Consider the following 14,701-nt stretch of genomic DNA (forward strand, 5'->3'; position numbering starts at 1 on the left):
TGGATGCAAGTCAATCTGAATAGTGAGCGGCTGTTCTAACTGTGATAGTAAGTCTATGGAGAAAAAACGATAAAAGAATAACAGGAATTTAATGAGAAAACACTTTTTTATTATGGTATGATAATGAGTGTTATTGTTCGTTACAATACAGCTTAACTATACAGGAGGTTACGGGATGAGAAATACAACATTAGGGTATTTGCTAGCGGCTGCAAGCTTAACCATTTTATTGAGTGGATGCGGTTCTAGTGGAGCAAAGACTGGTGATTCTGGTCAAAAATCAGCAAACGATGAACAAACATTTTCCGTTGTTGCTAAACAAGAAATTCCATCGATCGATGCATCGGTTACAAATGATGTCGTTGGGTGGGGCGTATTGAAAAATACCAGTGAAGGATTATTCCGTGCTGATAAGGATGGAAAATTAATTCCAGCAGGTGCCGCTGAGTCACCAAAAATCAGTGAAGACGGTTTAACTTACACCATTAAATTAAGAGAAGACGCAGTATGGTCAACTGGTGATCCAGTAGTTGCAGCAGATTATGTTTATGGATGGCAACGGACGGTAGCACCAAAAACGGCTTCAGAGGTTGCTTACCTATTTGAATCAATCAAAAATTATCAAGCAATCATGGATGGCCAAGCACCAGCAGAAGATTTAGGTATAAAAGCGTTAAATGATTATGAGTTAGAGGTGACACTAGAAGTACCTGTTCCTTATATGGAATCGCTACTGTCACTACCGCCATTTTTCCCGCAAAATGAAAAAACAATTAATAAAAGTGGTGAAAAATATGCTAGTTCAAGTGAACATATGGTATACAATGGTCCTTTTGTCCTAAGTGATTTTGAAGGGGCAGGAACAGATACAAAATGGAGCTATGTAAAAAATGAAAAATATTGGGATCAAGCCAATGTTAAGATGGAGAAAATCGATTTTGATGTAGTCAAAGAAGATGCGACTGCTTTAAATCTGTTTCAAGATGGTCAAACAGATGATATCGTTGTAACAGGCGAATTAGCTCAACAAATGGTCGATGATCCAGCGTTTTTCTCACAAGATATGTCGAATGCAACATATGTTGAATATAACCAGACAAAAAAAGAATTCCAAAATGAAAATATCCGTAAAGCCATTTCATATGCTTTAGATCGTCAAACATTAGTTGATCAAGTATTAGGTGATGGATCGATTGCAGCAACAGGATTAGTCCCTAAAAATATGTCCTTCAATCCTGAAACAGAAGCTGATTTTGTGAAAGATTCTGGTAATCATTTGAAATATGATCCAGAAAAAGCCCAAGAATCCTGGGAAAAAGCCCAAAAAGAGCTGGGGATCGACACGCTTAAAATTAATTTACTTTCATCCGATGCTGATTCAGCTAAAAAAGTGGTAGAATACATGCAAGGTGCAATTCAAGGAACCTTGAAAGGGGTCACGGTAGAAGTTTCTTCTGTACCACTTTCCGTTCGACTAGAGCGGGGCAATCAAGGTGATTTTGATATGATTTTAGTCGGTTGGGGTGCAGAATATAATGATCCTAGTGTATTTTTAGAACTATTTGCATCTGATAATATCAATAATAGTGGTAAATATAATAACAAAGAATTCGATAAGTATTTGAAAGCATCGGCTACGACTGATGCTGGGAATCCCAAAGCACGCTGGACAGACTTGCTTGAAGCGGAAAAGGTTTTGATGAATACGATGGGTGTTTGTCCAGTCTACCAAAAAGCGGAGGCCCATTTACGAAATCCTAAAGTCAAAGGTATTTTGCCTTCTGGACCAGAGTATGATTATAAATGGACATTTATTGAGTAGCAATTGAAAGTTGAAAAGGAGTGGATTAGATGATTCACCGATATATTCAAGTAACAGGCTCAGCCTTTGAACGCGGAGTTGAAATCGGTAAAATATTAAAAATGCAGATCCAAACGAATTTATCCAGTCAAAAATTATTTTATAAAGATCCAACTGAAATCGTGGATAAATGGTTGGAAACAGCACAAATATATCTTGACTATACAGAAAAATTCGCACCGAACGTAGTGGCGGAAATGAAAGGCGTAGCTCAAGGAAGTGGCCTAGATTTTCAAGAGATTTTGTATCTGTATACGATTTACGAACGCTCATTTTTTGATGAATTGATCAGTGATAAATGTACCTCATTTGCTGCTAAAGGAAATGCGACTCTTGATGGTTCCGTGATTTGTGGACAAACCAATGATGAAAGACTGGATGAATACCGATCAGAAGTTGATTGCGTCGTTCATCATATAGATAGCGAGACTGATTTTGAAGCGTTGATTTACAGTCATCCAGGCATTCCAGCCTATATGGGTATGAACAATTATGGCTTAGCCGTGATGTGGACCTATATCGACAATGGACAGCGTCAGGCTGGTCTGCCGACTGCGGGCATCATCAGAGAGTTGCTCAACAAGAAAAGCTTAAAAGAAGCGCGTGAATATCTGTATAGCATTCCTCATGCAGTGCCAAATCAGTTTAGCCTATCGCATTCAACTGAAGGAATCGCAAGTTTTGAGTGTTTTCCAAACAAAATTTATGAACATGCACCAGCAGATGTTATGATTCACGCCAATCATAATAGTATTGCCCTAGAAGAACCAGAAGAAGGCGGTTCTAAAACCTCTCATTCTCGTTTTGAAGCAATGGAAGCGATCGTAAATGAAAATGTTGGAATTATTGATGCGGAGTTAGGTAAACAGTTTTTAGCCAATCATCGTAATTTTCCGAAAAGTGTCTGTAATCATCCTTCGCCAGAGCACCCGTTATCCAAATCATTAGCTTCGATGGTTTTTGATTTAGGAAAAGGAAATATGCATTTAGCCTTTGGGAATGCATGCGAACAGCCATTTCATACGTACCAGTTTAAACAATGGTTTGGATAAGAAAACCCAGGTACTTTTTCTAGAGGAGACTAATGGCTATTTAAGAGTGAATAATGCAAGTTATCTAGGTTAAAGAACTGACTTTGTGGACTAAGTGATTTTGAGCATTGGTTAAATACTAAAAAACAAAATGTAAAATCATACTTTTATAGTAATGATAATTTAGTTTTACTGGTGATTTTTGGGAATTTCGATCTATTATAAAATTAGCTAATTTTATAAAATAGTGATATAATGAAAATGAAAAGAGGGATATGTTAGCTCACATCCCTCTTATGTAGAACCGTTTAAGACGGTAGCAGTTTTTTATAAGTTAAAAATAACCGTTATCCTGCCAAAGATAAGACGGTTATTTTTTTTTGTCTTGTTTTAGCATATCTACAATCAATTTAATCAAAGTCATGGTAAACATACCAAAACTTAGAATCAATTGAATTGTTTCTAATGCAGACAAAAGGCTTTCTCCTTTCGTAGATTTTAGTACTTACTTGCATAAGCACCACCACCCTTCGGAAGTAGCCACCGTCATAACTTTTCTACAATGTTCAGTATATCATACAATTGGCTGTTTAAGTTGTTTTTGTTTTGACTTAATACGAGTGTGTTTTCTCATAGTCCTGTTTGTATAGTAGCGTTATATGTTTAAATGCTACGTTACTTCAAACGAGTCAACAATCCAGCTGTATGCTTCAATAGCCCCGCATAATCTACTTTTTTAGCTTTTACATCGCCATATAAATTCTGCTCATATAACTCCGTCAATTGGATGAAACTACCGTGAAATTGTACATACGCATGCTCCAACCGTTGAGCATAACTAGTTAAGGGTTCATCGGGCTGTCGCGGTAAAATATGCTCTGCTTTACGTAATAATAGCGAGTAAGCTTTAGCAAACTGCTTTGGATGAAGTTTTAGAGCTAGGCTGAAACGAAGCAAGAAAAAGTACTTTTTCAAAAAGAAACTGCCGACTGCTAATAAGATAATCAATAAGCCGATAGCCATATTACGCAAAACTGGAAGCCATGGGCTACTTACAGAATCTTGTGTATTTTTTTTAGTGACAGGTTCTGAATTGCTAGAAGTAGCTTCAGTTCGATTTTTTGTTTCAGAAGACACAGTGGTTTCTGCTGAGCTTTCAAGTGTCTTTTCTGTACTAGAAGTGGTTGTTGCTGTAGCTTGACTAACTTCGTTGACAAAACTTGGTGTGGGTTCAAACGGGATCCAACCATATCCTTCAAAGTAAACTTCTGGCCAAGAATGAGCATCGCTATTTTTAATGGTATATTCTTGATATCCTGTATTTTCAGAGCGCGTGAGTTCACCAGGTGAAAATCCCTTTGCCCAACGACTAGAAATACCGATTGACCGAAGTAAGATCGTCATAGCACTGGAGAAATTATCACAATAACCAACTTTTGATTCAAAAAGAAAGTGATCAACATAATCCTCATTTTGTGGAGTAAAAGGTGTATCCGTTTTTGAATAGCGATAACCACCCTCTTGTTTTAGATAGCGCTCAACAGCTTTTACCTTATCGTAAAGAGTGACTTGATTTTCAGTAATTGAAATAGCTAGCTCTTTGATCCGATTTGGTGTAGTCAGAGGAATTTGACTATTTTGTTCATCTAGCGAAATTTGATAAGGCACTTGCCCCAACGATTCTTGAGTAAATGTAGGCTTTTGCCAAGTAAACTGAATCGATTTAGGCTTCGATGTAAGATTGATTCGTTGTTTATCTTTGATCTGTTCTACCTGTCCAAGCTCGTTAATTGGAAGGGAAATCGTTCCGTAAGGATAAGGCAAATAGTCTTTTGGGGCGTTAAAAGTCAATGTGATGCTTGTTTCAGCAGCTAAAGTCCCTTGATATTCAAGATTTGTAGAGAGAATCAAAGGGTGTTCTGCAGCTACTGTGACTATTTCAGAAGTATTCTTCCAACCTTTTCCAGTATAGTAATTTTTGGTTTCCACACGCCAATAATGCTCACTGGTCTGTTTAGCTGTGAAAAGTACCGATTGATCATCTGACAACGGTCCACCTAATTGAGCGTCGTTTTCACTAAAACCAGCTGTAGCCAAAGAGTCACTCCCATAACCCTCAATTTTTTGATAGATTCCTTGTTGATTTACGTAATCACGAATGCTTGCAGTTTGCGTAATTAAAAAAATCTGTGATTGAGGAAATAGCACAGGAAAGAAATACGAGCCGACAGCGATCAAGAACAGCGCAGTACTACTTAATAAAAATAGCTTCAATTTGACTTGTTTGGCCAACCAATTCGGCGTGTGTTTCAATCCATAAAAAAGAATGGCAAAACTTGTGATCAAAATAACGTGAAGCCCTAAATTTAAACGATTAAACACCGCCAGCATAAGCAAATAACCAATCAACAACAAAGTACCGAGTAGCCACCGCTCATAACGGATCAAGAGTACATTTAATAAAATCAGTAAAAATAAAATAATCGCCAAAGCAAAAAAATCAGGTAAGTAATTAATTTCCCCGCTAATCATTTTTGGATAGGTGACTAGCATTTTCTGAACAAAAACACTGAACCAAGAAAAGCCGAATGATCGAGAAAAAGGGAAATAATAGTAAAGTGTAAACGAATAACTAAGCATATAAAACGGTAAAATAACTAATTGGTTTTTGACAAGTAAAGTCATAGAACAAACCAATGCCAACATCCCACCGAAAAAGAATGTGTTTGCTTGGGCTAGATTATAGACTTTTAAAAAAGGCAGAGCAGCTGTTATTAAGATAAAAAAACTGAGCAGTGCAAAAGGCCATCTTTCTTTTAGACTATTTTTCAAAAATAGGACCTCCTTTATGGAGCGAGCTTATTTGATCTTTCCAAAGAAAAGCGAGAGCCCCTTCCTCAAACGTAATTAAACAGAGCTCATTTGTCTTCTCCAAATGATTTAATTGTTCTGCTAACTGGGGTGTCTTACAAGGCGTAAAAATCACTAATTTTTTATTTGAATAAGACGGTAGAGCACACTCCTGTGACAAAGGAGCTACGGTGGCCATGGTAAATTCTTTTAGTGCAGTATCAGGAATATCAGCTAGAATCGTTTGTTGAAACGATAGTTTATGCTCAACGAAGTGAATAAATGAATAATAGATAGAAACAAGTTCTTCAAATTTTTCATGAGCCAAACCATAAAATACAAAATAAGTTTCTGTTTCGGCTTCGTGTTCGTATTCTTTCACGATCAATTCATTTCTTTTTCCAGATAGTTTCCAATCAACTAAATTGAACGGATCTCCTACCTGATAGTTGCGGAAATTTCGAATCGAAAAAGTTTGATTCCCAAAAGGGGTAGTAAAATTTACCATTGAGTTCACTAGTTGGTGATAAAGTTGTTCTGCTACATCTATCTGCAACGTAGGCATGACCACAAATGGACCTGCAGCCTTGACTGCATATTGTTTAGAAAATAGCCGGAATAAGTCTGTACTGACAAGGACAAATGAAAGCTCTTGGAAAATACCTCTCTGGGAAGGGCGCCACTCAAAAGCCAGATCTTTTCGCTGTCCTGAATATAGACCTAAATAGTGGCTGTTTGTTGCGCTATTTTCGCTTAAAAAAACCAAGAGTGTTGGAATTGGCAACAGTGTTGGACGATAGCGAAAGAGTTCTACTTGAATGTTACTTGATTGATGGACTCTGTAAATTGTTTTTTCTATTGAGTGAACCTTAATTTTTTTTAGAGAAGGCAGCAAAGTCAAAATATCTAGCAACAATAAAAAGAGCAAAAAGAAAAACAGTAACCAACCAGTTGGATTGTTAAAAATAATTGCATATAGAAAAACAGCAGTGTAAACAAAAGCGATACCGATAGCTCGGATAAGGTTATTGATCAAGTATCGTCTCATAACTATTTCCTAACTGGAACAGGTACTTGTCTAAGTAACTGCTCAAAAATGTCTTCTAAGTGTTTTGACGTGGCTGGTTGTCCGCCTTTTAATAGCAAGCGATGGCCAAAAGTTGCAGGTAAAATTTGTTGTAGATCACTAGGTGTAACGTAATTTCTTCCTTCAGTTAACGCAAATGCCTTAGCAGCTCGTATAAATGAAACGGATCCGCGCGGACTGATTCCAAGAGCTATTCCGTCATGATTCCGAGTAACATGAACTAATTGCAAAGCATATCTAGCAACTACAGGATCCACATAGATATCGTCAACAATCTGTTTTAACTGACTGATTTCAGAAGCATTCAAGATTTGTCGTACTCGATTCAGCTCATGTCCAGTTTGATTCAAGATTAAATTAAGTTCATCTGTAAATTCAGGATAGCCAATCTGGAGTTTAAATAAAAAGCGATCTAGCTGAGCTTCTGGTAGAGGATAAGTTCCTTCGTAATCTAACGGGTTTTGAGTTGCTAAGACAAAGAAGTGCTCATCTAATGGATACGTGTGATTATCGATCGTTACATGGTTTTCAGACATAGCTTCCAATAATGCAGCTTGAGTTCTAGGCGTCGTTCGATTGATTTCATCCGCTAATAGAACGGTTGTAAAGACTGGTCCTTGATGAAATTCAAATCGGTGCTCGGCTGTATTGTAAATAGAAACACCTAAAATATCACTAGGCAGTAAATCTGGGGTAAATTGAATTCGATTAAATGTACCATGTGTCGCTTTTGCTAAAGTCTTGACCATCATCGTTTTACCGACACCGGGTATGTCTTCAAGTAAAACATGACCGCCAGCTAAGAAAGCGGTCACAGTTAATTGTAAGATATCACGTTTTCCTAAAATAACTTTTTCCATTTCATCGATCAATGATGTGATTTGTGTGTGTGCGGATTCAAGCATATTGTGTAATCTCCTTATTGTAAAAGCTAAGCAAAATAGATCAGCCAAGCTAGATAATAGATGTATTTTATTTTATTGTATAGATAACATTCGTCTGTTGCAAGATGTCATAAGAGTTTCTTAATATAGTACATAAAAAGCCAAAGGAATGAGACAAATCACTGTTCATCGTAAACGATTGAGTTCATACTAATGAATAAATAGTTAATTGGAGGAATGAAACGAATGGAGAAAAAAACTCAAATGAAAGCAGTCGGTTTTTTTGAAGGATTTCCTATTACGAATGAGGCAAGCTTTATTGATAAAGATAAACTGATCCCAATCCCAGCAGCTCAAGACATTCTTGTCAAGGTTAAAGCGGTCTCTGTTAACCCTGTTGATATAAAGCTAAGACAAACAACAAAGAAACAAACGACTTTAACTGTTTTAGGTTTTGATGGGGTCGGCGAAGTTGTCGCTGTGGGTAAGGATGTCAAAAAATTCTCTATAGGTGATCGAGTTTATTATGCAGGGACAACGAAACGAGCTGGTAGCAATCAAGAATTTCAATTAGTACATGAAGCAATTGCGGCAGTAGCTCCTAGCAATTTAAACGATGAAGAAGCGGCATCGCTCCCCCTTACTTCTTTGACAGCCTATGAATTATTAGTTGAAAAATTCGGCTTGATTCCGAAAAAACAGGCTAATCAGGGCAAAACGATTTTAGTCATCAACGGAGCAGGGGGTGTGGGTTCGATATTGACGCAATTGGCTGCTTGGGCTGGTCTGACGGTTTACGCTACGGCTAGTCCTAAAAATTTTGATAGGTTGAAGAGAAATGGCGTAACTTATCCTCTCGACTATCATAAAAATTTAAAACAGAGTTTAACAGAATTGGCGGTTCAGCAGGTGGATTATGTAGCCGTTTTATTTGATATCACTTCGTACTTTGCCACAGTGGCTGAAGTAATCAAACCTTTCGGGCATGTTGGAACGATCGTAGGTGTAGAAGAGCCTTTAGACATCAGTCTTTTGAAAAATAAGTCGGTTAGTTTTGATTGGGAATATATGTTTGCTAAAACAGATTATCAGGATCGAATCGAAACACAAGGTCAAACACTAGCTCTGATAGCACAACTGGTAGAAGCGGGAGAAATTGTGACGACTGTAGGAAAAGCCTATTCAAATGGGATCAATGCTGCCAATTTGAAAAAAGCTACTGCAGATGTGGAAACAGGGCATATGAATGGGAAAGTCGTGGTCAGCGGACCGTTTAATGGAGAACCTAAATAATCGTAAGTGATGTTGTAAATCAAGAGACAACCAAGGTCGTTAGTTTATTCGGACAATAAAAAAACACAAGAGCGGGCAAAAGTTTGGGTTCGCTTTTGTTCACTCTTGTATTTTTTATTTAATCAAAGGTTATTTTTTTTGTTTTACCTTTTTTAAAACATATTGATAGTTGACGAAGCCAATGACAAGTAAACCAAGGAATAACCAAGCGTAACTTGATTGTTCACCTGTAGCAGGCAACTTCTTTTTAGCCGTTGTATTCGCTTTAGCGCTTGCTTTTGGTGAAGGCGTGTTGCTGTTAGAAGTATTTGGAACTTGGTTAGCGGAATCGTTTGTTTCGCTATTATCAGTATTTGACGTAGTTGTTTCAGTCGATTCACTTGATTCGGTTGATTCAGAAGAATCAGTCGATGCAGTTGGCTCTGTTGTATCTTTATCTTTCGTATAAACATATGTTACTTTCTGAGCTTCTTTCGTAAATAAACCTGTTTGGTTTCCTGTTACTTCTTTAAATGTGTAGTCTTTAAAAGCTAGTTGTTCTGTTGTAAAAGGAGTTCCAACTACTTCGGTCTGCTCGATTTTTTTCAGCTCGGTACCCGTTGTATCAACATAATAAGCAGTCACGGTTCCTTTAATGATCGGTTCAGAAGTTTTTTTGTAAACAAAGGTCACTGTTTGTTCTTGATCAGTGAAACTACCTGATGCATTGGCAGGTAATTCTGTTAGCTCATAACCAGTAATTTCTGGAGCTGTGATCTCAAATGTTTGCCCAACTAAACCAGAACGTGTTTCGCTAGCTAACAACTCTTTTCCAGCTTCATCTTGATAATGAATGGTAACTGGTTGGCCGTCATCAAGAATAGTGAATTGATGCAAATAAGTTCCTGATGAAATAGCATAGAAAGTAAAACCATCCGGTTGTGCATAAGTTCCAGCTGGATTATTTAGACGTGCATTGTATTCAAAACTTGTAAGGTTTTTAAACTCATCTTCTGTCACCCCAGAAACTGTAATACCTAAATCAGTGATCTGGAGACGATTTGCAGGTAATTGTGTACCGTTGAAATCAAGGTAAGTATTACTAGCAGAATTTGATGTTGTAAACGGTGGAACATAACCATCGAAGTTCGTCATTCGGTTTGGCATCATTGAAAATGGTAAAAATAACGTTTCTTGATCAAAGTCATAATCTAAAGTAGAACGACCAAGTGTTGTTGGTAGATCGGTACGACCTGTATTTTGTCCGAATGCTGACAAATTATTAAGCACAGGGAATTCATTGATTACAGTAAAATCCGTGATTCCACAAAACTGAACAGAAAGTGATGTCAGATTAGGCAGTGCTTTAAAAGGGGCAATGGATGTGATATTCATATTTGTGTCCATGTAAATACGTGTTAGTGAGGTTAACTGAGCGATCTTAGGCAAGACATCATTGTCAATACTTGTAGCGGCTACACTTAGATTGGTCAACCCGGTATTTTTACTTAGATCAGGGAAATTAGCGCTAGTTAAACTTTTGGTTTGAAGCGTAACATAAGTTAACGAAGATAGCTGTTCTAATGGACTGAAGTCGGTTATGCTATTATTAACATTCATGTAAATAGAGCTTAAATTGGTTGCGTGTTCTAATCCAGAAAGACTAGTGATTAGAGTTGAACTAAGATTAAGATTCGTTAAACGATCCATGTCTGCTTGTGTCAGTTCACTGCCAGCAGGAAGACCTACTGATGAAACGATTGCTTGTTTTAAAACGGGATCGGCGATTTCAATAGTATCTGCTCTAGGTGCGATCGATGTTGGTACAGCTTCGTTTTCTGTGATAGATTCTGTCGTTGACATCGTTGTTTCATTTTCCACAGGAATTGTTGTTTCCGGGATTGCTTCTGTGCTAGAACTTTCAACAGTAGTAGCAGACTCAAGTGTTGCTTCTGTTGTTTCAGCGCTTTCTTGTGATACTGCAGGCGTGGTTTGCTCAGTTTCAGCGGGACTATCTTCAGCGAAAACATGAGAAGTGGTGAGCAAAGTCGGTGCTAAAAGTGCCAGCACCATAACTGCGCGGACGGATCTTTTCTTATGTAGTGGTGTAATAGTTCTGTTTTTCATATGTAGTTCCTCCATAGTTCAGAATAAAGTGTGTGAAGATAATAAAAAATGTATTATCACAAATCATTTTATCATAAAAATACGAATAAAATTAAATTTTTTTATGAAAAATAACATAAAAATAATGAAAAGTGTGGAAAAACTGGAGATTAGGCGCTTCTAATCTTTTTTTAGATGAGAGAAAAATTAAATACGCTTTTTGTATTTGGAAATAAATAGAAAATTAAAGATAAAAGCAAAAGGGTGACAAGTTTTGAGGCGGTAGCTTATAATGAAGGTACTATCTTAAGTAGGGAGTATCTCATGTCATTAAAACAAAAAATCGTAGCAGAAAGTAAGCGGCTAGGGATCGATAAGATTGGATTTGCTTCAGCGCAACCTTTCTATGAACTAGAAGAGTCATTAAAAGAGCAAAGGGAACTTGGCTTTAATTCAGGCTTTGAACATCAAGTGATCGAAGAGAGAATTTATCCTGAAAAAACATTTGAGAATCCAAAAACAATTATTTCGATTGCGTTAGCTTATCCTACTAAAATAGAAGGAAAAGTACCAAGAGATGAAAAAAGAGGCATGTTTGCCCGAGCATCATGGGGGATTGATTATCATGATGTGTTGCGAGATCGGTTAGCGAAATTGATTGCTTTTATTCAATCACAAGCCGAAAGTCTTGAAGAGACTGAAGCATGGCGGTTTGCACCTCAAGTTGATACTGGCGAATTAGTAGATGTAGCTGTTGCCCAACGTGCTGGGCTAGGGTTTATCGGAAGAAATGGTTTGTTGATCACAGAAGAGTTCGGCTCCTTTGTTTATTTAGGAGAGATCGTGACAAATATTGATTTTGAAGTAGATGAACCTGTTGCGTTTGGTTGCGGCGATTGTACGCGGTGTGTAACAGCTTGTCCCACACAGGCACTTTTAGGGAATGGGAGCATGAACGCAAAAAAATGCTTGTCTTATCAAACCCAAACCAAAGAAATGATGCCAGAAGAATACCGAAAGAAAATGCATAATGTTATCTACGGTTGTGATATTTGTCAGCTTGTTTGTCCCTATAATCGCGGGAAGGATTTTCATTTTCATAAAGAAATGGAACCAGAGGTCGATACTGTTTATCCTAAACTAAAGCCGATGCTGAGCATTTCCAATAAAGAATTTAAAGAAACCTTTGGGCATCTTTCAGGATCCTGGCGGGGGAAAAAGCCATTGCAAAGAAATGCCTTGATTGCATTAGCCAATTTAGGTGACCGCAGTGCGTTGCCAGAGATTTACAGATGTGCAACAGAAGATGTGCGTCCTGTAATCAGAGGGACGGCTATCTGGGCAATTGGAAAACTTGGAAATAAAGAAGCGGAAAAATGGTTAGGTGTTTTGAATGAATTATTGGAAGTAGAACCAGAAGAAGAGGTACTTGTGGAAATCAGAAATGCTATTAAACGATTAGAGAGCTAAGCAATGTTTGGCAGACAGGTCATTCCAACGAAAAAAGCACTGAAAAGAATTCCTTTTCAGTGCTTTTTAATCATCAAATAAGAATTAAGCTTTCGCAGCTTCTTTTGGTTCGCGGCCTAAAATTGCTTGTAAGACTGTTAAGACACCATATGAAGCTAAGATTGTGTAAATCAAGCTTGAATAAGTTGTAATATCGAAATCCCACGTTTTGTAAATAACTAAAACAATTGCTAAAACAATAGCTGCAAGAACGTTGAAAAATGCAAACGCCCATAGATTTCCGTTTTCTTTACGTGAAAGATAGTAGATCGAAAACCAGATGCTTAAAACACCCCAAGCGATGCAGACTAAAATAGCTGCCCAATAAATAATAAATGCTACCACGAAGTTTCACCTCACTTTTATACATTATGTATTCTATCACGTTCTCTTTTGTTTGTCATGAAAAGACAGTGAAAAAGGGAACATTCTTACCGAGATCAATCAGTAGGAAAGGGAGTAATTTTCTTTTTGTGCGAATATGTTTTCTCTCCACTCTATCTTTACGTTATAATAAACCTATTAGGAGATGAGACGATGCAAACAATCGATGAAACGAAAGCGCACATTTTAATCAAACAGGCGGAACAAATCACCTTTTTAACAGGGGCAGGTGTTTCAACAGCATCTGGCATACCTGATTATCGCTCGCTATCTGGTATTTATCACGGGATCGAACGCCCTGAATATTTATTAAGCCAGACCTGTATGCGTGAGGAGCCAGAAAAATTTTATTCATTTGTGCAAACGTTATATCATCCTGATGCAAAACCAAATAGTATCCACTTGAAAATAGCAAACATAGCAAAAATAAAAAATACATGGGTCATTTCTCAAAATATCGATGGCCTACATGCAAAAGCCAAAACACAGCAATTAGTTAATTTTCATGGGGACTTGTATGATTGTTATTGTAGGAAGTGTGGTCAAGCTGTTTCAGCAGAAGCATATTTAGTTTCTGATCACCATGAGCAATGCGGTGGACAAATTCGGCCGAATATCGTTTTATATGAAGAAGGCTTAGATGAACAAGCGATAACCATGTCGATTGAAGCTGTAGCAAAGACCGATTTGATCGTAATCGTGGGTACTAGCTTTCAAGTGCACCCATTTTGTGACTTGATTCATTACGCAAAAGCTACGGCGACTGTTTTAGTGATCAATCAAACCCCGATTCATTTAAACAGAGAGGCTTATTTCTTAAAAGAAGATGCAGTAAAGGTCTTTGAAAATATAGTGACAGAGGAGCTTTAATATGGAAGAAATTAAATCAGAACGACAAAAGATGATCGACGGCGAACTGTATTTTGCAGGAGATCCTGAATTAGCAACAGCGCGAAAATTTGCTAGAGAACAAATGAAGCTGATCAATCGAGAAGAAGACACGCAGATTCGCCGTCAATTAGTTGAAGAAACCTTTGGCTCGACCGGAACAGGCAGTTATATCGAACCGTCGATTAGTTTTGACTATGGTTTTAACATTCATGTGGGGAAAAATTTCTATGCGAATTTCAATAGTATTTTCTTAGATATTTGCCCAATCACGATTGGAGACAACTGCATGTTTGGACCAAACGCTCAATTATATGCAGCTACACATCCACTACATCCAGTCAAACGAAACAGCGGTTTAGAATACGGAAAACCGATCACAATCGGTGACAATGTGTGGCTTGGCGGCGGTGTAATCATCGCACCTGGCGTGACATTAGGGAATAATGTGGTAGTAGCAGCTGGGGCTGTTGTAACCAAATCGTTTCCAGATAATTGTGTGATCGGCGGCAATCCTGCGAAAATCATCAAGGAAATAGAACTAGATGATAATAAGCAGTCTCCACTAATGAGCCAACGAGACAAAATCGATACTTTAGATAAAAAAATCGTCGCTTTATTAGAAGAACGTATGGAAGTTGTCGAAGCAATCGTAGCAATCAAAAAGACGTCCGATACACAAATTTTAGATACAACTAGAGAACAAGACGTTTTAGCTAAAGTCGCGACGTATGTCCAAAATGAAGACTATCAAGAAGTCATCAAAGAAACGTATCAAGGAATTATGGATGCATCCAAACATTTTCAGCAAAAACAACTAGATTAAAGA

12 protein-coding genes are annotated in these 14,701 nt (G+C 37.6%); 6 read left to right on the plus strand and 6 right to left on the minus strand.

Translation table 11 applies throughout. The features are described 5' to 3' along the window. Positions 1–175: 175 nt before the first annotated feature. Both ATZ35_RS07525 and ATZ35_RS07530 read left to right on the plus strand, forming a co-directional pair. Positions 176–1,822: a peptide ABC transporter substrate-binding protein gene (locus tag ATZ35_RS07525; protein ID WP_208930208.1), complete on the plus strand. Its 1,647-nt coding sequence runs from the start codon at positions 176–178 to the stop codon at positions 1,820–1,822. 29 nt (positions 1,823–1,851) lie between these two features. Further along, entirely contained in the window at positions 1,852–2,913 is a 1,062-nt protein-coding gene (locus ATZ35_RS07530) for a C45 family autoproteolytic acyltransferase/hydrolase (protein WP_208930209.1), read from the plus strand. Positions 2,914–3,262: 349 nt separating this feature from the next. Here ATZ35_RS07530 and ATZ35_RS07535 read toward each other — a convergent pair whose 3' ends face one another. The 4 genes from ATZ35_RS07535 to ATZ35_RS07550 form a co-directional block, all read right to left on the minus strand. Beyond that, positions 3,263–3,367, minus strand: a complete 105-nt coding sequence (locus ATZ35_RS07535; RefSeq protein ID WP_208930210.1) for a putative holin-like toxin — start codon at positions 3,365–3,367, stop codon at positions 3,263–3,265. A gap of 200 nt (positions 3,368–3,567) precedes the next feature. Then, complete coding sequence (locus ATZ35_RS07540) at positions 3,568–5,724, minus strand: DUF4129 domain-containing transglutaminase family protein (RefSeq protein WP_208930211.1); 2,157 nt, start codon at positions 5,722–5,724, stop codon at positions 3,568–3,570. Next, a complete protein-coding gene (locus ATZ35_RS07545) occupies positions 5,714–6,790 on the minus strand; it encodes a DUF58 domain-containing protein (protein WP_208930212.1) in 1,077 nt (358 codons plus the stop codon). Before ATZ35_RS07545 ends, ATZ35_RS07540 begins: the two co-directional genes overlap by 11 nt. A 2-nt stretch (positions 6,791–6,792) precedes the next feature. Beyond that, positions 6,793–7,734 carry an AAA family ATPase gene (locus ATZ35_RS07550; RefSeq protein ID WP_208930213.1) on the minus strand — a complete coding sequence of 314 codons (942 nt, stop codon included), beginning with the start codon at positions 7,732–7,734 and terminating at the stop codon, positions 6,793–6,795. Between the two features lie 225 nt (positions 7,735–7,959). Here ATZ35_RS07550 and ATZ35_RS07555 point away from each other — a divergent pair, with 225 nt between their 5' ends. Beyond that, positions 7,960–9,006, plus strand: a complete 1,047-nt coding sequence (locus tag ATZ35_RS07555) for a zinc-binding alcohol dehydrogenase family protein (protein WP_208930214.1) — start codon at positions 7,960–7,962, stop codon at positions 9,004–9,006. Positions 9,007–9,135: 129 nt separating this feature from the next. Here ATZ35_RS07555 and ATZ35_RS07560 read toward each other — a convergent pair whose 3' ends face one another. Beyond that, positions 9,136–11,112 carry a MucBP domain-containing protein gene (locus ATZ35_RS07560; RefSeq protein WP_208930215.1) on the minus strand — a complete coding sequence of 659 codons (1,977 nt, stop codon included), beginning with the start codon at positions 11,110–11,112 and terminating at the stop codon, positions 9,136–9,138. 303 nt (positions 11,113–11,415) lie between these two features. Here ATZ35_RS07560 and queG point away from each other — a divergent pair, with 303 nt between their 5' ends. Then, positions 11,416–12,561: a tRNA epoxyqueuosine(34) reductase QueG gene (queG, locus tag ATZ35_RS07565; RefSeq protein WP_208930216.1), complete on the plus strand. Its 1,146-nt coding sequence runs from the start codon at positions 11,416–11,418 to the stop codon at positions 12,559–12,561. An 84-nt stretch (positions 12,562–12,645) separates the two neighbouring features. Here queG and ATZ35_RS07570 read toward each other — a convergent pair whose 3' ends face one another. Further along, positions 12,646–12,945, minus strand: coding sequence for a hypothetical protein (locus ATZ35_RS07570; RefSeq protein WP_086276943.1), 300 nt, complete (start codon positions 12,943–12,945; stop codon positions 12,646–12,648). Between the two features lie 192 nt (positions 12,946–13,137). Between ATZ35_RS07570 and ATZ35_RS07575 the strand changes: the two genes are divergently transcribed. Then, positions 13,138–13,854, plus strand: a complete 717-nt coding sequence (locus ATZ35_RS07575; RefSeq protein WP_208930217.1) for an NAD-dependent protein deacylase — start codon at positions 13,138–13,140, stop codon at positions 13,852–13,854. Between the two features lies 1 nt (position 13,855). Beyond that, complete coding sequence (locus tag ATZ35_RS07580; RefSeq protein WP_208930218.1) at positions 13,856–14,698, plus strand: chorismate mutase; 843 nt, start codon at positions 13,856–13,858, stop codon at positions 14,696–14,698. Positions 14,699–14,701: the final 3 nt, after the last annotated feature.

Origin of the sequence: Enterococcus rotai, from assembly GCF_001465345.1 — a bacterium.
GTDB classification, from domain to species: domain Bacteria; phylum Bacillota; class Bacilli; order Lactobacillales; family Enterococcaceae; genus Enterococcus_L; species Enterococcus_L rotai.